16 protein-coding genes and 1 pseudogene are annotated in these 18920 nt (G+C 60.7%); 8 read left to right on the top strand and 9 right to left on the bottom strand.

The genetic code is table 11. The features are described from left to right. Positions 1–176 precede the first annotated feature (176 nt). Together VY732_RS24930 and rimI are read left to right on the top strand one after the other, a co-directional pair. The gene (locus VY732_RS24930) at positions 177–923 is read left to right on the top strand and encodes an energy transducer TonB (RefSeq protein ID WP_077574541.1); all 747 of its coding nucleotides are present in this window, start codon (positions 177–179) and stop codon (positions 921–923) included. After that, positions 916–1368, top strand: coding sequence for a ribosomal protein S18-alanine N-acetyltransferase (rimI, locus tag VY732_RS24925; protein WP_007912963.1), 453 nt, complete (start codon positions 916–918; stop codon positions 1366–1368). The genes VY732_RS24930 and rimI overlap by 8 nt, the downstream gene beginning before the upstream one ends. Before the next feature lie 126 nt (positions 1369–1494). On the opposite strand, the gene VY732_RS24920 is transcribed toward rimI, so the two are convergent. Next, positions 1495–1899, bottom strand: a complete 405-nt coding sequence (locus tag VY732_RS24920; protein WP_137219404.1) for a serine kinase/phosphatase — start codon at positions 1897–1899, stop codon at positions 1495–1497. 141 nt (positions 1900–2040) lie between these two features. Between VY732_RS24920 and can the strand changes: the two genes are divergently transcribed. Next, a complete protein-coding gene (gene can, locus VY732_RS24915; RefSeq protein WP_007912954.1) occupies positions 2041–2685 on the top strand; it encodes a carbonate dehydratase in 645 nt (214 codons plus the stop codon). A gap of 20 nt (positions 2686–2705) precedes the next feature. On the opposite strand, the gene VY732_RS24910 is transcribed toward can, so the two are convergent. From VY732_RS24910 to VY732_RS24885, 6 genes are all read right to left on the bottom strand, one after another. Next, complete coding sequence (locus VY732_RS24910) at positions 2706–3230, bottom strand: SET domain-containing protein-lysine N-methyltransferase (RefSeq protein ID WP_116031434.1); 525 nt, start codon at positions 3228–3230, stop codon at positions 2706–2708. A 179-nt stretch (positions 3231–3409) separates the two neighbouring features. Continuing rightward, a complete protein-coding gene (locus tag VY732_RS24905; RefSeq protein ID WP_331692166.1) occupies positions 3410–4597 on the bottom strand; it encodes a hypothetical protein in 1188 nt (395 codons plus the stop codon). A 120-nt stretch (positions 4598–4717) separates the two neighbouring features. Continuing rightward, positions 4718–6412 carry an acid phosphatase gene (acpA, locus tag VY732_RS24900; RefSeq protein ID WP_331692164.1) on the bottom strand — a complete coding sequence of 565 codons (1695 nt, stop codon included), beginning with the start codon at positions 6410–6412 and terminating at the stop codon, positions 4718–4720. Between the two features lie 99 nt (positions 6413–6511). Further along, positions 6512–8239 carry a J domain-containing protein gene (locus tag VY732_RS24895; protein ID WP_331692162.1) on the bottom strand — a complete coding sequence of 576 codons (1728 nt, stop codon included), beginning with the start codon at positions 8237–8239 and terminating at the stop codon, positions 6512–6514. Positions 8240–8250: 11 nt separating this feature from the next. Further along, positions 8251–9948 (bottom strand): molecular chaperone HscC, encoded by a 1698-nt coding sequence (locus VY732_RS24890; protein ID WP_137219408.1) that lies wholly within the window; start codon positions 9946–9948, stop codon positions 8251–8253. 189 nt (positions 9949–10137) lie between these two features. Then, a complete protein-coding gene (locus tag VY732_RS24885; RefSeq protein ID WP_331692160.1) occupies positions 10138–11556 on the bottom strand; it encodes a short-chain fatty acid transporter in 1419 nt (472 codons plus the stop codon). Positions 11557–11868: 312 nt separating this feature from the next. Here VY732_RS24885 and VY732_RS24880 point away from each other — a divergent pair, with 312 nt between their 5' ends. From VY732_RS24880 to VY732_RS24865, 5 genes and pseudogenes are all read left to right on the top strand, one after another. After that, complete coding sequence (locus tag VY732_RS24880; protein WP_116031450.1) at positions 11869–13182, top strand: MFS transporter; 1314 nt, start codon at positions 11869–11871, stop codon at positions 13180–13182. Positions 13183–13250: 68 nt separating this feature from the next. Then, positions 13251–14027 (top strand): annotated as a pseudogene (locus VY732_RS30090) (PAS domain-containing protein); the annotation flags it as partial. Further along, positions 14007–14615: a methyl-accepting chemotaxis protein gene (locus tag VY732_RS30085; protein WP_404943024.1), complete on the top strand. Its 609-nt coding sequence runs from the start codon at positions 14007–14009 to the stop codon at positions 14613–14615. The pseudogene VY732_RS30090 and the gene VY732_RS30085, both read left to right, overlap by 21 nt. Positions 14616–14768: 153 nt before the next feature. Next, on the top strand, positions 14769–15368 hold the full coding sequence (locus tag VY732_RS24870; RefSeq protein ID WP_134177934.1) for a flavin reductase family protein: 600 nt from the start codon (positions 14769–14771) through the stop codon (positions 15366–15368). A gap of 78 nt (positions 15369–15446) precedes the next feature. Continuing rightward, positions 15447–16079, top strand: coding sequence for a LysE family translocator (locus VY732_RS24865; RefSeq protein WP_331692157.1), 633 nt, complete (start codon positions 15447–15449; stop codon positions 16077–16079). A gap of 131 nt (positions 16080–16210) precedes the next feature. Here VY732_RS24865 and VY732_RS24860 read toward each other — a convergent pair whose 3' ends face one another. Together VY732_RS24860 and ggt are read right to left on the bottom strand one after the other, a co-directional pair. Then, entirely contained in the window at positions 16211–16591 is a 381-nt protein-coding gene (locus tag VY732_RS24860) for a DUF6124 family protein (RefSeq protein ID WP_442968551.1), read from the bottom strand. Between the two features lie 265 nt (positions 16592–16856). After that, positions 16857–18689: a gamma-glutamyltransferase gene (gene ggt / locus VY732_RS24855; RefSeq protein ID WP_331692155.1), complete on the bottom strand. Its 1833-nt coding sequence runs from the start codon at positions 18687–18689 to the stop codon at positions 16857–16859. Positions 18690–18920 lie beyond the last annotated feature (231 nt).

The raw sequence follows: 18920 nt of genomic DNA, 5'->3' as shown, positions 1-18920 counted from the left end.
TTGGGACGGACTGTTGCTTTCTATGGGTGAAGCGCGTCGGCAAAGGGTGTTGGTCAAGTCTATCGATCAACAACGGGCGATCTTGAGCGAAGGGCGGTAGAATCAGCGCACTTCAGTTATCCACAAGTGGCCGACCCTTGCTAATCGAGTCCCGCCGCCGCGCCTATTTGAACGCCATGCAGGTGGTCAACTGGCTGCCGCGCACCGAATTGCCCTTCGCCGCACCCTCGCGGCCCGAGCTGCTGGACATGCCCGAGCCCGAGGTAGAGGCTCCGGTTGTTCTCGCGCCTCAGGTCGAAACGCCCGCGCAGCCTGCCGCTCGTCCGGTCGAACGGCCGAAGATCGAAGTGCCGCGTCCGTCGTTGGCCAGCACCCGAACCAACGCCAAACCGGTGGAAGAGGCCGACGACACGCCAGTGGTCGCCAAACCGGCACCGGTGCCGCCACCGCGTTTCGCCCTGCAACTGCTGCGCGCCGGGCGGTGCCTGCTGCTGGTCGAGTTACCCACAGGCGAACCGTTCCAGAGCCGCGATCCGGCTTATCTATTGCTCAAAGACATGTTGCGTGCTGCCGGTCTGCCGGATGCGCCGCAAATCGTCGGCGAGCCGGTGCGTTGGCCATGGCTCAATCGCGGCACCATGGATCAGGGCCCGGAAGCGGCGCGTGACTTTGTGCAGGGTTTCCTTTCCGTGCAAATGGAAGCCGCTCCGTGTGCCTGTCTGTGGCTGATCGGCCTGCCGGCCGTGCGTTTTGCTGGTGAAGCGGATGCCGAAGCGTTCAATCGTGAATTGCAGATCGAAGGTCTGGGCTCGGCCTGGGCCATTCCCGGTCTGGAATTGTTAATGGAAGAGCCACAGCGCAAGGCCGCTGTGTGGCAAGCCATGCGTCGGCTGATGGCGCGCTGGAAAGAATCGAATGAGTGACGCTGTATCGTTCCGCCCGATGACCGAGGCGGATCTGGAAACCGTGCTGAAAATCGAGTACGCCGCTTACAGTCATCCGTGGACTCGCGGGATTTTTCTCGACGGGCTGGGCAAATATCAGATCTGGCTGATGTTTGAAGGTGAGCAGCAGGTTGGCCACGGGGTGGTGCAGATCATTCTGGATGAGGCGCATCTGCTCAATATCACCGTCAAACCGGAGAATCAGGGGCGCGGGCTGGGGCTGACGTTGCTCGAGCATCTGATGTCGCGGGCGTATGCGGCTTCGGCGCGGGAATGTTTTCTGGAAGTGCGCGACAGCAATACGGGCGCGTTCAAGTTGTATGAGCGTTATGGCTTCAACGAGATTGGCCGGCGCCGGGATTATTATCCGGCGGTGGGTGGGCGTGAAGATGCGGTGGTCATGGCCTGCACTCTGGTCGATTAAACCTTAAAAGCATCGCGAGCAGGCTCGCTCCCACATTGGACTCAGGGCGTTCACCCAATTTGTGCGCAACCCGAAACCCTGTGGGAGCGAGCCTGCTCGCGAAAGCGTCCTGTCAGGCAGCGAAGATCAGCGGTTACCATCCAGCGGCTCACGCCGCGCCAGCTCCGCCTCATCCAGCCCATTGCCACCGCCAATGTCATCCTCATCGACAATGCTCAAATCCCAATCCGCCTGGTTGCCTTCCCCGGCCTCTTCGGCATCCCGCGCACCGTCTTCATGAATCAGCGTTTCCGGGCTCAGGTCATCGTCAGTCGGCTCGTGATCACTGACTGAACCCCCGGTCATCCCGGCCTCGCGCACCCGTTCACGCGGCATCAACTGCTCGCGTTCACGTTCGGGAATCTCATCACCGATTTTCGCGCTCGGTTCGTCTTCATCGAAATCCAGTTCATGCACCGAACCCATACGGTCTTCGTTATCATCGATGGGCTCTGGTTGCACCGCATCGTAAGGGCGTCGTGAATCAGTCATGGCAAATCCTCATACTGTGGGCCTTACTTAGGTGGACTCACCGGGCACACGAGAATTCCAATGAAATCACTTGCGATGGCGGCGTGACCCCGACGGGTGGTCGTCTGTCATACCAGCGCATCTTTCTTGAGGCCTTACAGCATGCATGACTTACAAGACCTGATTGATAACAACGAGCGTTGGGCTGACGCGATCACCAAGGAAGACCCGGATTTCTTCGCCAAACTGGCACGCCAGCAAACGCCGGAATATCTGTGGATCGGTTGTTCGGACGCACGCGTGCCGGCCAACGAAATCGTCGGCATGTTGCCGGGCGATCTGTTCGTGCACCGCAACGTCGCCAACGTCGTGCTGCACACCGACCTCAATTGCCTGTCGGTGATCCAGTACGCGGTCGACGTGCTCAAGGTCAAACACATCCTTGTCACCGGCCACTACGGCTGCGGCGGTGTGCGCGCCTCGATGCAGGACCGGCAGTTCGGTCTGATCGACGGCTGGCTGCGTTCAATCCGTGATCTGTATTACGAAAAACGTGAAGAACTGGCCAAGTTGCCGACCGAAGAGGAGCAGGTTGATCGCATGTGCGAACTCAACGTGATCCAGCAAGTGGCCAACGTCGCCCACACCAGCATCATCCAGAACGCCTGGCATCGCGGGCAGAGCCTGTCGATCCACGGTTGCATCTACGGCATCAAGGATGGCCGCTGGAAAAGTCTCAACACCACCATCAGTGGCTTCGAGCAATTGCCGCCGCAGTATCGTTTGCGGCCGGTCGGCGCGTTGTAAGCCGCTTTTCAGCACACCTTTCAGCGCAATCTGGAATGCCGCCAGCGCTGTAGAAAGTGGTGGCCTTCGAGGCTGGGTGGTTCGTCGAAACCGGTGATCCACCCGCGACAACGTGAGGAACCGCAACCGCAGGCGAACTGGTGCAAGAGTTTGTCTTCGGTGGCGGCGTAGTCCATGGTCAACCGTTCCCCCCTGTGGATATCTTTCAGCGCCCACAGCCATAACTCGCTCATGTCGAGAAATACGTTGGGGTCGCAGGCGTGTTCGATCAATCCACAGAAGCGCGGGTCGTAAATGTGGATGCCCGTCAGCAATTGTCGAGTCTGTCGGCAACGATAGGGCAGCAATTGCCCAGACACCCGGCACATCCGGTGGGTGTGCAGAAACTCGCGCCGCGCCGCGACCGCCGTTGGGGTGCCGTGCTCATCCTGGATGATTTCGAAATCGACGCTCGCTGGAAACCCCAGCCGCACGGGCAGACCGGCGAAAGGATAAATGCCTTCAGTATCGCGTGACGCCGATTGCGCCATGGCGTGGATATTCATATCAGTCCTTGTCGCAAGGCTTTGCGACTTCCTTGGGTTGACGTCCTGTCACTACTGCAACGCTGCTGCTTGGATCCAATCGTGTCCTATTAGGTATAGCGGGTCTACTGTCAGATCTGACAGGCGATTTAGACGCTTTCCCGCGTCAGCATTGGCTGACACGGGAACGCTTCAAGCGGTTATAGGTGCGGGGCAGGGACGGCGGCGGCTGGCAACGGTGCTTGCAATTGCTTCAGTTGAGCCTTGATCGGGGTGGTGGAGCACTTGGCGGTGGCTTGTTCCGGGGTCAGATTACGGATCGAGGTGTAGAACAGCTCGCAGGTTTTGACTTTCTGCGTGACCTGCCACGTCTGTGTGCAACTGCTGAGGGTAGCCTGGGCATCGCTGCCCGGTTTGCTGCCCATCCCGGCCTGCCAGCAGGCCGCGCTCAAATCCTGACCCATGACTTTCAGGCCTGCTGCATCGGCCTTGGCCTGGGCATCATCGCCGGTGTAGCTCTTCGGGTCAGCGGCGTACCAGATATAACTCGGGTGGTTGGAACCCAGCACCGGCACTTTCACGCCTTCGCTTGGGCTGATCGTCGCCAGGCCCAAGACATTCACGGTTGGCCCATATTGCTGCTTGATCCAGTTACGCACCGGCGCGCCGAACGCGACCATCGGCAGCGTCGTGCCGCTGGCGGTCTGGCTGAACTGTTTGACCAGCGTGGTCTGGTAGTCCTTGAAGTAGTCATACACGCCTTCCAGATCGCTGCCGGCATTGGACGGCGCGGCAATCGGGGCGATGTCGATGATGGTTTGATAAGCGGGGGTTTGCCCGGCCGGAATGCCGTTGTCAGTCAGCAACGTCGCCCAGCGATCGGTGGTGTTCGACCGCAGATAATCCTGTGCCTGGGTCAGCGAGTAATCCGGCGGAAAGTGCAGCAACTCGACGCTTTTGCGGTTTTCCAGGGCCATGCCCAGTGGCAGGAACAGATACCAGCTATAGGCCCATTTGCCATCGGCATTGAGCTTGCTGGCGCCGGTGTAGGCCAGATCTCCTGCGTCCAGCAGCGCCGACAACGGTTTGTCGTAATCCTTCGGCACGCCGGTGATTTCGGCGTAGAGCTGGCCGTTATCGGTTTTCACCAGCACTTTGGCATCGGCATAACCGTCGCGTTGCACGCTCTGGCTCAGGTAGTGGGTGACAGTCTGTTCCAGTGTCCAGTTGCGGAAGCAGATCACGTTGCAGTTGTTGGGGTAAGCGAAGAGACGGGTAACGCGTTCGGTGCTGCCCAGTTTCAGATCGACATCGGCGTGGGCGGCCGCGCTCAGCGTGAGTGCGGCTAGAGCGAGTGCGGTCGGGTTAAATCCTGCGAGTTTGAACATGCTCAGATCCTTTTCAGCGTCGGTTCCCCCGCGTATCGGGGGCGGCTCATAGTGGATCAGCCGCGTTTGACAGAGAAGCCGTCATCGACAGAATTTTGCGCAAACTCGCAGGGCCGGTTTTCAGGCCTGAAAATGCAGAGCGTTGGTCAGATCGCCCATGGGTTTCTGGCCCCGGGCAATCATCGCCTCGTCCCGTTGTTTGAGGCCGTCGAGGGTCTCCAGCTGGAAGACGCGGGTGATCAGCCGCAGGATCGACGCCGTGTCGTAGATCGTGTGATCCACCGTGCCTTTGCGCGCAAACGGCGACACCACCAGCGCCGGCACGCGTGACCCCGGGCCCCAGCGGTCGCCCTTGGGCGGTGCGACGTGATCCCACCAGCCGCCGTTTTCGTCGACCGTGACGATCACCACCATGTTTTGCCATTGCGGACTTTCACGCAGCACTTTCAACGCACGCACAATGTGTCGATCCCCGGACGCCACATCGGCGTAACCGGCGTGCATGTTCAGGTTGCCCTGGGGCTTGTAGAAACTCACCGCCGGCAACTTGCCGGCTTCGGCATCGGCGAAGAACTTGTTGCTGCTCGATTCATCACCCAAGCCAGCATCACGCAGACGCTTGTTGCGCTCATCGGGGTTCTCCGGACCTTGCTGCTTAAAGTAGTTGAACGGCTGGTGGTGATACTGAAAATTCGGAATCTTCGGAATGCCGCCGGAATCCTTGTACTGATCCAGCGTCGCCTGCCACGCACCGGCGTACCACGCCCAATCGATGTTGTTTTTCGACAACTTGTCGCCGATATGCTCGTGTGTCTGCGGCACCATGACGTTGGGCAGATCCGCTTTGGAATACGCCGGGCGCTCAGGGTCGCGAATCCAGGTGGGCCAGTAGGGCGGGGCGAGGGTGTTGACGCCGAAGCCATCCGGGGTCAGCGCACTCGGCCCGAACTGCGGCGGGCCGGTCATGGCGCTGGCCGGCGATGCGTCCAGCGGCTTGAGGCGCGGATCGGCCGGATCATCACTTTGCAGCGCGGCGATCTGTGATTTGGCGACGGAGTTGGCCGCGTCCGGATAGAACGGCGCGGTGGCGCTGATCAGGTATTGATGGTTGAGGAACGAGCCACCGAAGGCGCCCTGGAAGAAGTTGTCACACAGCACGAACTCCCGAGCAACGTCCCACAGGCGTAGGGAATAACGGCTCTGCGCGTAGTGACCCATGGTCAAGCCACCGGAATCGGCCCAGGCAACGAAGCCGTCATTCTTGCCGCCGTTGATCTGCATCTGGTTCTGATAGAACACGTGCCATAAATCGCGGGTGACCAGGCCAAATGGCAAATCTTCAGCGTTCGGGCCTTTGAGGGCGAACGGTGCATTGGCCAGGTTTTGCTGAAACTGCATGGCGCTGGGGTAAGTCACGCCATCGAGGGTTTGCGGGCCGATCTGCAGGACGCCGCCCCAGACGGGCGGCAGGGTTTGCAGCAGCGAGCCGTCGCGGTCTCGTTGTTGATAGTCGGCGGGCTGGAGCGTTGCCAGCGGTTTTTCGACACCGGGGAAATCACCGAACAGGTTGTTGAAGCTGCGGTTTTCGGCGTAGATCACCACCACGGTTTTCACTTGGTCGCGCAGGGCCTTGTCCAGCTCGGCAGGCGTCAGCGGGCGCTCGACCGGTTTGCCCGGTTGATCGCTGGCGCTGCCACACCCGGCCAGCGTGGCACCGACACCGAGCACCGCGACGCCGCCGAGGAAGCGGCGGCGACTGGTGTCGGTAGGGTGATTGGATTCAGGTGCGTCAGTGCCGTCTGTGTCGTCTTTCATCTGTCAGCCCGTTCTTGCTTAATTGTTTCAGTATGTTTCGGGCGGACGCTAGCAAGTGAATGTGACGGAGGGATGACAAGCGGCACTGGCGCTGCCTGCCTAGCCGGGCATGAGTTGGCTGAGCGAAAAACCGAGTCTGCTGGCTGCCGTGATCGCGGTCATGACCACCAGAAAGAGCAATTGCAGCGGACTGAAGTGCGCCCAGTGCAGTGCGGTCAGCCAGGGGCGGCGGCTGCTCAGCTGCGGATCGAGCGAACCGATACGGCGTTTGTGCACCAGCCCGATCAGCAGCGTGCCGACATACGTGAGCGCGCCCAGCGGCCCGAGCATCAGCGAAAACAACAGCAGCATCACCACCTGCGGAACCCCGTGGCGTATCACCAGCCAGCGCGTGTCAGGGTTCCATTTGCGCGGAATCAGTCCCTCGGTGAGCCACAGATCCGGCACGATCACGTGGGCCGTGAGCACCACCCACCAACTCAATGCAAAGCGAAAAAACCATACCGGTACGCAGGCAAAGATCATCGGAATGAAGATCAGATTGGCGGCATCTCTTTTCTCGAGGCCCAGATAAAACAGACACAGCGCCAAGGCAATGGCCGCCCACACGCGTACCCAGGTTTCGGCAGCGATGGGCCGTGGAAAAAAACGCCGCCAGTAAAAAGCATCGGCATAGGGCAAACGTGCGAGCAGTTCGGGGAAACGCCACGTGAGTTTTTCCGACAAGTCATGGCAGGCCTGCCATTCATTCTGGCCAAAGCCGTCGATGATCTTCTTCTGCTGCCGGGGCTTGAGCGGATTGATCAATAGATGCGCCGCTTGCACGTCGGCCGCCCAGGTGCGGTCGCTTGCAGCCTTGGCGCGCAGATTGTCGTAGAAACTTTCCTGATTGCAGCGTTCGATCAACGTGTCCCAGAGCCAGTCCGGTTGCGGGTGCAGGCCTTTGTTGTGATCCCAGCCGAACAGTTGGCCGATGCGGTCGAAAAGCGGCACGCTCCACTCAGTGTCATTGAGCAAGTGCAGCAGGGTTTGCTGCCATTGCTCGCGGCGATCGAATACCTGCAGCCACGGTTGGGCGCTGTAGCGTTTGAGCAGGTTGAGAAACTCGCGTTCGCTCTGGCTTTCGAGCAGCGCTTGCAGGTGGTCTCGATAGTCGGCCATCAGATTCTCGGCGAGAACCTCACGCTGGCGATCATTGATCAGCACGTCCTGCCACGGCCCCAACCATCCAAGTTGCTCGACGGCCCAGTTCAGCACCGGGCTGCGCAGTTGCGGCTGTTCAAAACACAATTGCAGCAACAGCCTTTCGAAGGCCTTGGCGCAGCCTTGCTGTTGCGCCTGATCCCAACGCTCGTCGAGGTTTTCGGGCGACAGCCCCTCAAGCAGTTGCCGTGCGGCCTGCGCTTCAAGCGCATACGCCTCTGTGTCCGGGGCCGCCGTCAGTGGCTCGACAGGCAAAACATCATCCTTCGCCGGCGGCGCAAAAGGCTCGGGGGCTGCCGGGGTGACGGGCGGAACGTCGAGATCGGCAAAATCCCACGGCTGGTTTTGCCGGTGGCTGTGTTTGTTTGCCAGTGCAGCATCGAGTGCCAGCGCGGCAAAGGCGCTGGAAGCCGTGGCCACGGCGACGTCTTCTTCGTCGGCAGGCTCAGCGTTTTCAAGGCGCCATTGGGCAATCGCCAGCGCTTGTTCGTAGGCTTCGCGCAAGCGCTGGAAACCTTCGGCATCCTCATCGGGGCGGAAGGTTTTCAGCAGGCGCGCATAGGCGCGCTTGATGTCGCGGGTTTCAGCGTCATCGTGCAGGTGCAGCACCGACCAGCAATCCATGGCCAGGCTCCTTATTGCCACGGGGTGCGATCAAGTTCGCTCAGGCGGCGGCTCAAGTCGGTGCGCACTTCACGGATCTGGCGCTCGTCCTGAGAGTCGAGGGCTATCTGGAATTGCTTGGCCCAATCGCCCATCAGATCACGCAGATCGCCCAGGCTTTCCTGATAGAGGCGCTCCAGACGTGCAGTCAGTAGCGTGTTGACCTGTTGCTCGCGCGGATGAATCTTCAGCTGTGCCAGGTTCTGCAGGCGTTGCTGGATCTCCTCGGGTGACAGCACGCCCGGGTTGTTCTCGATGACCAGCGAATGCTGTTGTCCGGTCAGGGGGATTTTCACCTGGGCTTCGAGCAGACCGTTGTTGTCGTAGGTGAAACGCACGTCGAGGGCAACTTCGCCGGCCTTGCGTTTCGGTACCTTGATGTCCAGTTCGCCGAGCGCCACGTTGTCTTTGACCAGACGGCTTTCGCCCTGAAAGATCCGTACGACCACCTGTTCCTGATTGTCGTGCAGCGTGTACACGGTTTTCACCCGACTGACCGGGACGATGCTGTTGCGCTCGATGATCGGCAGGTAGTGGCCGCTCTCATAGTTGCGACCGACCTGCGTCGAAGTCTCGATCCCCAGCGTGTAGGAGCAGACATCGGTCAGCACCACTTCTTCCAGCGCGGCGGCGCGGGCCTTGAGTGCTGCTTGAATGGCCGCGCCCTGTGCCACGACCTGATCCGGGTCGAGGGTGATCGACGGGAAGCGGCCGAACAGCCCGGCAGCGAGTTTGCGTACCAGCGGCATGCGCGTGGTGCCGCCGACCAGCAGAATCTCGTCGAGGTCGCTGACACGGATGCGCGCATCGCGCAGCGCCCGTTCAATCGGCGCGCGCAGGCGCTCGAGCAGCGGCATGTACAGCGTCGCCAACTGTTGCTGGGTGATGGTTTGCGTCCACTGGCGCTCACCGAGTTGCAGGCGGAATTCGGCACTGTCGTCCTGACCCAGCGCCTTGCGCACGCGCTCGGCCTCGCGACGCAGCGGCTGGATGACGCTGCTGCGCTCCGGGAAGTCTGCGGCAGAACGCTGCTGGCTGATGAAGTGCTCAAGCAGCACAGTGTCGAAGTCTTCACCACCGAGGAAGTTGTCACCGGCGCTGGCGCGGACTTCCATCACGCCTTCGAACAGCTCCAGAATCGACACGTCGAAGGTACCGCCACCGAGGTCGAAAACCAGGAACGAAGTTTCCTTGTCCCGTTGGTGCAGTCCATAGGCGAGGGCGGCAGCGGTCGGTTCGTTGATCAGCTTCTCGACCTTCAGCCCGGCCAGTTCGCCGGCGATCCGCGTAGCCTTGCGCTGGGCATCACTGAAGTAGGCCGGGACGCTGATCACGGCTTCGGTGACGGTTTCGCCAAACGCGCGCTCGACGTCTTCCTTCAAACTCTTCAGCACCAGCGCGGACAACTCTTCCGGGCGAAACGCCTTGTCGGCCAGGTACGTTTGCGTGGCGCTGCCCATGTGGCGCTTGAACAGCGATGCGGTCAGACGCGGATGCGTGTGCAGACGCTCACGTGCCGCCTGACCGACCAGAATCCGGCCTTGATCATCCAGGCCGACAACGCTCGGTGTCAGGAACTGGCCCAGGGCATTGGGTACCAACTCGGTGGCATCACCACGCCAGACGGCGACCAGGCTGTTGGTGGTTCCCAGGTCAATCCCTACGATCATTGCAACGAACTCCCTTTGCGCTTGGTAAAAAATGGAAACATTTATCGGCGCGCAGAATATTACCGAGGGTGCGATGCGGTAAAGCAGGATGATGGCTCTGAGCCATTATTTGCGACAGGCAGCCCGATACAGGGCTGTTTCACGAGAAAAGTGCGGGGCGCGGCCAGCATGACTACGCCCCGCTTGGGATCACGGCATGACGGGCGGTGTATACGCCAAAGTCGTCCCCAGCGCCCAGAGCAAAACCAAGACCAGCGGCGTGTGCACCAGCAACTGCACGAAGGAGAAACCAATCAGATCCCGCGCCTTCAACCCAAGCACGCCGAGCAGCGGCAGCATGTAGAACGGGTTGATCAGGTTCGGCAACGCTTCGGCAGCGTTATAAATCTGCACCGCCCAGCCGAGGTGGTACTGCAGATCGTTGGCGACCTGCATCACGTACGGCGCTTCGATAATCCACTTGCCGCCGCCCGACGGAATGAAGAAACCGAGAATCGCCGAATACACGCCCATCAACAACGCATAGGTGTCGTGGGAGGCGATGCTGACGAAGAACGTCGAGATGTGGTGCGCCAGGGTCTGCGCATCCGCGCCTTTGACTGTGGTCATCAGTGCGGCAATCGAGCCGTACAGCGGAAATTGGATCAACACGCCGGTGGTGGTCGGCACCGCACGCGCGACGGCATCGAGGAAACTGCGCGGCCGCCAGTGCAGCAAGGCGCCGAGCATGATGAACAGGAAGTTGTAGGTATTGAGGCCGGAAATCGCGGTGATCGCCGGTTTGCTCGAAAACTCGTGAAACAGCCATCCCGCCGCCAACAGCACTAGCACAATGATCAGCAGTGGACTGTGTTCCAGCCATTCACCCGGACGGGTGCGCGGTTGCAGTGGTGGCAGGTTGAATGCCGGGTCGATGCCGCAGGCCTTGGCATCGCGCGCCGAGTTCGGCCCGGGAGCGGTGGCGTAGGCGATGATGATCGAGATCACGATCAGCGCCAGCAGCATCACGCCGGACTGCCAGAGGAAAATCGTTTCGGTGAACGGAATCACCCCGGTAATCGACAGGATCGACGGCGGCAGGCTGGCGGGGTTGGCTTGCAACTGCGCGGCCGACGACGACAAACCCAGCGCCCACACCGCGCCAAGGCCCAGATAGGCAGCGGCGCCGGCGGCGCGGTAATCCATTTTCAGATCGGTGCGGCGGGCCAGGGCGCGGACCAGCAAACCGCCGAACACCAGCGACAGGCCCCAGTTCAGCAACGAGGCAACCATCGAGATCAACGCGACCCACGCCACGGCGGAACGGCCGTTTTTCGGGATGCGCGCCAATCGGTCAATCAGTTTTACCGCGGGTGGCGAACTGGCGACCACGTAGCCGCCGATCACCACGAAGGCCATCTGCATGGTGAATGGGATCAGGCTCCAGAAGCCGTCACCGAAGGCCATCGCCGCATCGGTGGGCTTGGCGCCCATCGCCAGCGTGGCCAGGGCGACGATGATCACGGCCAGCGCAGCGAACACCCAGGAATCGGGGAACCAGCGTTCGGCAAAGCTTGAACAGCGCAGGGCAAAGCGTGCGGAGCGGCTATCTTCGATATCAACGGCCACAGGGAGTACCTCGGATTTTTATGGTTATTGTGGTCTTGCGGACGAAACACATATCCCCTGTAGGAGTGAGCCTGCTCGCGATGGCGTCGAGTCAGTCGATACACCTGTTGAATGTAAAAACGCTATCGCGAGCAGGCTCACTCCTACAGGGTTTTGACTGTGGGATTCGCCAAGTCTCAACATTAATTCAACTGCCGATGCTTTGTGAGCAGGTTTTGCAAAACCGGGACTATGGTCTAACGGGTTGTCCATCCGCGCATTTGCGTAGACCATGGGCGCCTTGGTTTTTTGCCTGTTTCCGAGTTCTTTGCCATGACTGCCCAATCCCCGGCCAAACCTGCGCCGTTCAGCCGTTCCGACTACAAGACCCTCGGCCTTGCGGCCCTTGGCGGGGCGCTGGAAATCTACGATTTCATCATTTTCGTATTCTTCGCCCTGACCCTCAGCCAGTTGTTCTTCCCACCGGAAATGCCCGAATGGCTGCGCCTGCTGCAAAGTTTCGGGATTTTTGTCACCGGTTATCTGGCGCGGCCGCTGGGTGGGATTCTGATGGCGCATTTCGCCGACAAACTCGGGCGCAAGAAAGTCTTCAGCCTGAGCATCCTGATGATGGCGCTGCCGTGCCTGCTGATCGGGATCATGCCGACTTATGCACAGATCGGTTATTTCGCACCGCTGTTGCTGCTGGCGTTGCGCATCCTCCAAGGTGCGGCGGTAGGCGGTGAAGTGCCGAGTGCCTGGGTGTTTGTCGCGGAGCACGCGCCGGCCGGCCATCGCGGGTATGCCTTGGGCTTTTTGCAGGCCGGGCTGACCTTCGGTTACCTGATCGGCGCGCTGACCGCGACGTTTCTGGCACAAGTCTTCACTCCGGCGGAAATCCTTGATTACGCCTGGCGCTATCCATTCCTGCTCGGTGGCGTCTTCGGTGTGATCGGCGTTTACTTACGGCGCTGGCTGAGCGAAACCCCGGTGTTCATGGCCATGGAAGCGCAGCGCGAGGCGCGGGTCGAACTGCCGCTGCGCACGGTACTGCGTGAGCATCGGCTGGCAATGCTGCCGGCGATGCTGCTGACCTGCGTGCTGACCTCGGCCGTGGTGGTGTTCGTCGTCATTACGCCGACCATGATGCAGAAAACCTTCGGCATGACCGCCAGCCACACCTTCGCCCTCAGTGCCTTGGGCATCGTGTTTCTCAATATCGGCTGCGTGATCGCCGGGTTGCTGGTCGATCGCATTGGCGCGTGGCGCACGGTCATGCTCTATAGCTTGCTGCTGCCCTTGGGCATCGGCTTGCTATATGGCTGCCTGATCACGGGCGGTAACTGGGTAGGCCTGGCTTACGCGGTGGCCGGTCTCGCGTGCGGTGTTGTCGGCGCAGTGCCATCGGTGATGGTCGGGTTGTTCCCAGCGCGTATTCGCGTGTCAGGCATTTCCTTTACCTACAACATCGCCTACGCCGCATGGGCGAGCATCACACCGCTGCTGCTGATCGGTCTGATGCCGTGGAGCCCATGGATCTGCGTGATGTTCTGCGCGGTGATGGGCGTGGTGGGTCTCCTGACGGCGGCGTATTTTGGTGCGCGGATGCCGCGTTCGGGACAGTGTCAGGTGGCCGGAGCTGCGTGACTTTACCGTTCAGAACTATTTTTGACTGACGAGTCGCAAACGCTCTTCAGAAAAGATTTTCAGGGCCGATGGTTAGGCTGTATCCCGCTTTCCAACCTGCCCATCGGTACTTTCCCATGTTCAACAAACGCCTGAAGCAAGAGCTGGCCGCTCTTCGTGAAGAACTCTCCAGCCTCGTGCAGGTGAAGGAAAGCCTGGAAAGCGAGATGCTGGTGCTGAACCTTGAGCCCGACGGGCGCATTCAGTCGGTCAACCAGAACTTCCTCACCGAGATGCTCTACAAGAGTCAGGACCTGATCGGTCGTGCCATTGAAGACATCGTCCCGGCGCACGTGAAGTCCGACGAATTCCACCACCGCTTCAAAAATGCCATGACCCGCGGCGAGCATTTCGCCGGTGCCGTGCGCCTGCTGCGTGGCAATGGTGAAGAAGCGTGGCTGCGCTCGATCGTGCAACCGGTGCGTTCTTCGGATGGGCGGATCAAGCACATTTCGCTGTTCGCCAGCGACCTGACCCGCACCATCGAAGCCTCTCGTGAACACGAAAACCTGATCGGTGCGCTGGTGCGTTCGACCGCGGTGATCGAGTTCGACCTCAACGGCAATGTGCTCAACGCCAACGATCGCTTCCTCAGCGGCATGGGTTACAGCCTGGCGCAGATCAAGGGCAAACATCACCGCCTGTTCTGCACCCCGGAGGAATACAACAGCGCCGAGTACCAGAACTTCTGGCGCCGTTTGAACAACGGCGAATTCGTCGCTGATCGCTTCAAGCGTGTCGACAGCCACGGTCGTACGGTGTGGCTGGAGGCGTCCTACAACCCGGTGGTCGATGCCAACAACAAACTGTACAAAGTGGTGAAGTTCGCCACCGTGATCACTGATCAGGTCAACCGCGAACAAGCCGTCGCCGACGCGGCGAGCATTGCCTACAGCACCTCGCAGCAAACCGACAGCACCGCCCAGCGCGGTACCACGGTGGTGACTGAAGCGGTCAACGTAATGCGTGATCTGTCGCGGCACATGCAGGCTGCCGGTGAGGGCATCGAGGCACTGAACGAGCAGTCGCAGGTGATCGGCACCATCGTCAAAACCATCAGCGGCATTGCCGAACAGACCAACCTGCTGGCGCTCAACGCTGCCATTGAGGCGGCGCGCGCCGGTGAGCAGGGCCGTGGTTTTGCCGTGGTGGCTGACGAAGTACGGCAACTGGCCTCGCGCACCAGCCAGGCGACCGAAGAGATTGTCACTGTGGTGCGGCAGAACCAGGAAATGGCGCGCAACGCCGTGGCGCTGATGACCGACGGCAAGCTTCAGGCTGAACAAGGGCTGGCGCTGGCGGCAGAGGCGGGCACGGTGATTGTCGAGATTCAGGACGGTGCGCAGAAAGTCGTCAATGCTGTCGGCCAGTTCGCCAACCAACTCTCCCACTGACCTGCACTAAACCCTGTAGGAGTGAGCCTGCTCGCGATCACGGTCTGACATTCAACATTTGTGCTGACTGATACACCGCTATCGCGAGCAGGCTCACTCCTACAAATTTGCGTTGGCGCTACAATCGGCTCCTTTTCCCCCGGAGCAGACTCCATGAGCGATTCCCACCGCCGCCCGGTGCCCCTGAACAAAGCCTACCGTTTGCTCAACCACGGGCCGACCGTGCTGGTCAGCGCCGCCCACGACGGCCAGCGCAACATCATGGCTGCCGCCTGGGCCATGCCATTGGACTTCGAACCGCCGAAAGTCGCCGTCGTCCTCGATAAATCCACCTGGACCCGCCAACTTCTCGAAGCCTCGGGCACCTTCGTGCTCAACGTCCCTTGTGTCGATCAAGCCGACATCGTGCAAACCGTCGGCAATACGTCGGGTCTGGAAATCAGCCAAACCCAAGGGCAAGACAAGTTTCAGGCGTACGGCTTGCAGACGTTTGCCGGCGAACAAGTCGAAGCGCCGCTGCTTGACGGCTGCGTCGCCTGGCTCGAATGCCGTTTGCTCCCGGAGCCGCGCAATCACGAGCAATACGACCTGTTCCTCGCCGAAGTCATCGCCGCCCACGCCGATGAACGCGTGTTCAGCGACGGGCGCTGGCATTTCGAAGGGCATGACGGATTGCGCACCTTGCATCACGTGGCGGGCGGGCATTTTCTGAAGATTGGTGATGCGGTGGATGGCAAGACGCTAGCGGTGTGAATAGCGGCTGATGGCAAAACATTGCGGGATGTTGCAAGGTAGAGGGCATCGTCGAACCCAATCAGGCGCATACCCCCCATGGATTTTTCCCTTTCGAGTTATCTGGCGCCGCTGCTGTCGCTGGCGCTGTTGTGGACAGTCGCGGTGGTCACCCCCGGCCCGAACTTCTTCAACATCGCGCAACTGGCGGTTAGCCGTTCCCGCCGCCACGGTGTCGTCGCGGCGCTCGGCGTCGCCAGCGGAACCGTGTTGTGGGGGCTGGCGGGTGGCCTGGGCATTCAGTCGCTGTTCAGTGCCGCACCGACGCTGTACCTGAGCTTCAAGATCGCCGGTGGCTGCTACCTGATCTATCTCGGGCTCAAGCAGTTCAAGCGCAAGGCGCCGATCGTCGCGGGCACGTTCGATGACTCGCAGCAAACGTTGCTCGGCGCTTACGGGCGGGGCTTTCTGGGCAACATGACCAACCCCAAATCCGCACTGTTTGTCGCGACCATCTTCGCCACCGCCATGCCGGCTCACATCCCGCCGCTGTTGCTGGCGCTGGCGGTGCTGACCATGGCGACGCTGTCGTTCAGCTGGTATTGCTGCGTGGCGCTGTTCTTCGCCAGTCGGCGGATTGCCGGTGTGTATGAGCGTTCGCGGCAATGGCTGGATCGCTTGGCCGGTGGTTGTTATTTGCTGTTTGGGGCGCATCTGGTGGCTAATCGCTGAGCCATAGATCTTGGATGTGAAAGCTGTTTGGCCTCGTAGGCTTCGAAGGGAAACCAAGTCTATTCCGGGCAACGCCAGGAAGTAAGAATCCGATGCCTTCACGGCATCGGATTTTTTATGCATTGCGAAAACTACGTAACCGGCTGAGCGTTATCCAGCGCCTGATTCACCGCCAGTTCACTCAGCATGACGATTTGCGCGATACCTAGCGCGGTCTTGCGGTGCGCGGTATCCAGCACAGCGGCGAAATTGTTGAGCATCTCGGTGACCGAGCTCAGGGTTTCGCTGGCATTGGCCAGCAGCGATTCGGTGTCGTAAACAGGGTTGGCGAGGTACATGGGTTCAACTACGCGGGTGGACGCCATGATGTGAATGGTCGGTCTGAGGTAGTGATCGAGGGCGCGGTCGGCCGATTCGGTTTCCGAACGAATAGGTGGCAGCTGTACGCAGGTTGGAAACCCGGGGAACGGAGAACCCGGTTGACCCGAAGGTCTCCCGCGCACAGCCGCCATAACGGAGTGCACACCATGAAGGTGCGCAAGGATACGTTATGAAAGGCGCTTGTGCGCTCGGTTCTACTCGGGGTTTCCAATCCCGGTCACTGAATTGGCAGCGACGAGTACAGGCTAGAGAGCTGACGTCCGACGGACAACCTGAAAACCTTGTGGGACGGTTCTCTGTTTACCTCGCAGCTTTTAAACATCCCGATGTGAAATACGCTGTGTGCTAAGCAAAAGGCCTACCTCGCGGTAAGCCTTTTTTGTTTGCGTACTACCCTCAATCCCCCAACGCTTCCCCTTCACGCCGTGGATCCGCGCCACCCTCCAACGACGCTTTCCCCTGCGCATCCTTGACCCGCACGATGGCCTGGGTGCCGCTGGTCATGTCGATTTCATTGACCGCATGCCCTTTGTCTTTCAGTGCCTGAATCAGCGCCGGGCTGAACTGGCCTTGTTCCAGTTCGGTCGGGCCGTTGCGGCTGCCGAAGTTGGGCAGGCTGATGGCGCTTTGCGGGTCGAGGTGCCAGTCGAGCAGGCCGACGGTGGTTTTTGCCACGTATTCGATGATTTGCGAACCGCCCGGTGAGCCGACTGTGGCAACGAATTCGCCGCTGTGGCGATCGAAGATCAGCGTTGGCGCCATCGACGAGCGTGGGCGTTTGCCGGGCTCGACGCGGTTGGCGACTTTCTGGCCGTTCTCTTCAGGGATGAACGAGAAGTCGGTCATCTGGTTGTTGAGCAGGAAGCCCTGAACCATCAGGTGCGAGCCGAACGCGGCTTCGATGGTGGTAGTCATCGACACGGCGCCGCCGAGGTCATCCACCGCGACCACCTGTGAGGTGGAGATGCGCAGCGGTGAGCGGTCCGGCGCGTAGGCCACCTGCACGCCCGGCGGTGTGCCCGGTTTGGCGCTGCCCATGCTGCGCTCGCCGATCAGGCTGGCGCGGCTGGCCAGATAACCCGGATCGACCAGGCCTTTGATCGGCACCGGCACGAAGTCGGTATCGGCGACGTATTGCGCGCGGTCGGCGTAGGCCAGACGTTCGGCTTCGGCGATCAGATGCACGGCTTGCGGATCCGGTTCGATGCCGGCCGGTTTGTCGGTTTTCACTGGTTTGAGCGGCGTTAGGGAAAGGCGTGGATCACGAGTTTCCAGGGCCTGCAACGTGCCGAGAATCTGCGCCACGGCGATCCCGCCCGACGACGGTGGTGGCATGCCGCAGACCTGCCAGCGTTTGTAATCGGTGCACAGCGGCGCGCGTTCCTTGGCCTGATAGCGCTGCAGATCGTTCAGCGACAGGCTCCCGGGGTTGGCGTGGCCCTGCACCTTGGCGACGATTTCTTCGGCGATCGGGCCTTTGTACAACGCATCCGCGCCTTCGTTGGCGATGCGTTTGAGCACTGCGGCCAGCGCCGGGTTCTGCAGGCGCGTGCCGACGGCTTTGACGCTGCCATCGGCATTGAGGAAATACTTGGCCATGTCCGGCGACTGGCGGATGACTGGATCTGATTCCAGCAGCGAGTGCAGACGCGCAGAGATCGCAAAGCCTTGTTCGGACAGTTTGATCGCCGGTTCAAACAGCTTCGCCCATGGCAGACGACCGTGTTGTTTATGCGCCAGCTCAAGCGCACGCAACACGCCCGGTGTACCCACCGAACGACCGCCGATCTGCGCCTGAGGGAACGACATCGGTTGGCCATCGGCACGCAAGAACAGCTTCTCGGTCGCGCCGGCCGGTGCGGTTTCGCGACCGTCGTAGGTGCGCACCTGTTTACCGTCCCACAACACGATCATCGCGCCGCCGCCGATCCCGGAAGACTGCGGCTCAACCAGGGTCAGCACCGCTTGCATCGCAATCGCCGCATCAATCGCCGAACCGCCCTGACGCAGCATCTCGCGCCCGGCTTCAGCCGCCAGTGGATTGGCAGCGGCGGCCATGTGTTGGCTGGCGTGACGGGTTTGCAGATCGGTGCGGAAACCGGACGCGGCTTCCGGTGCCAGCGGCAAGGTCGAAGAGGGCGGGGCGTTGCACGCGGTGAGAGTCAGGGCGCTGATGATCAGCGTCAGGGCAGGCAGGCGAAAGCGGCTCAAGGGCAAGGCTGAAAACACGCGGGCTCTCCGTCCGTGGGATAAAAGTCTTCGGGACTTTATCGACCGCTCGGTCGCGACGCAAACCGGTGGGCATTTTTGTCTTTCTTTTCGGGGCGGATGTTCGCTAGGGTCAAGCTCAAATTTATGGAGCACCAACATCCCCTGTAGGAGTGAGCCTGCTCGCGATAGCGTCATTACGGCCAACATCAGTGTTGACTGAAACACCGCTATCGCGAGCAGGCTCACTCC

The organism is Pseudomonas sp. ZY71 (assembly GCF_036542145.1).
GTDB lineage: Bacteria > Pseudomonadota > Gammaproteobacteria > Pseudomonadales > Pseudomonadaceae > Aquipseudomonas > Aquipseudomonas koreensis_A.
This window is presented reverse-complemented; position numbering and strand designations above follow the sequence as displayed.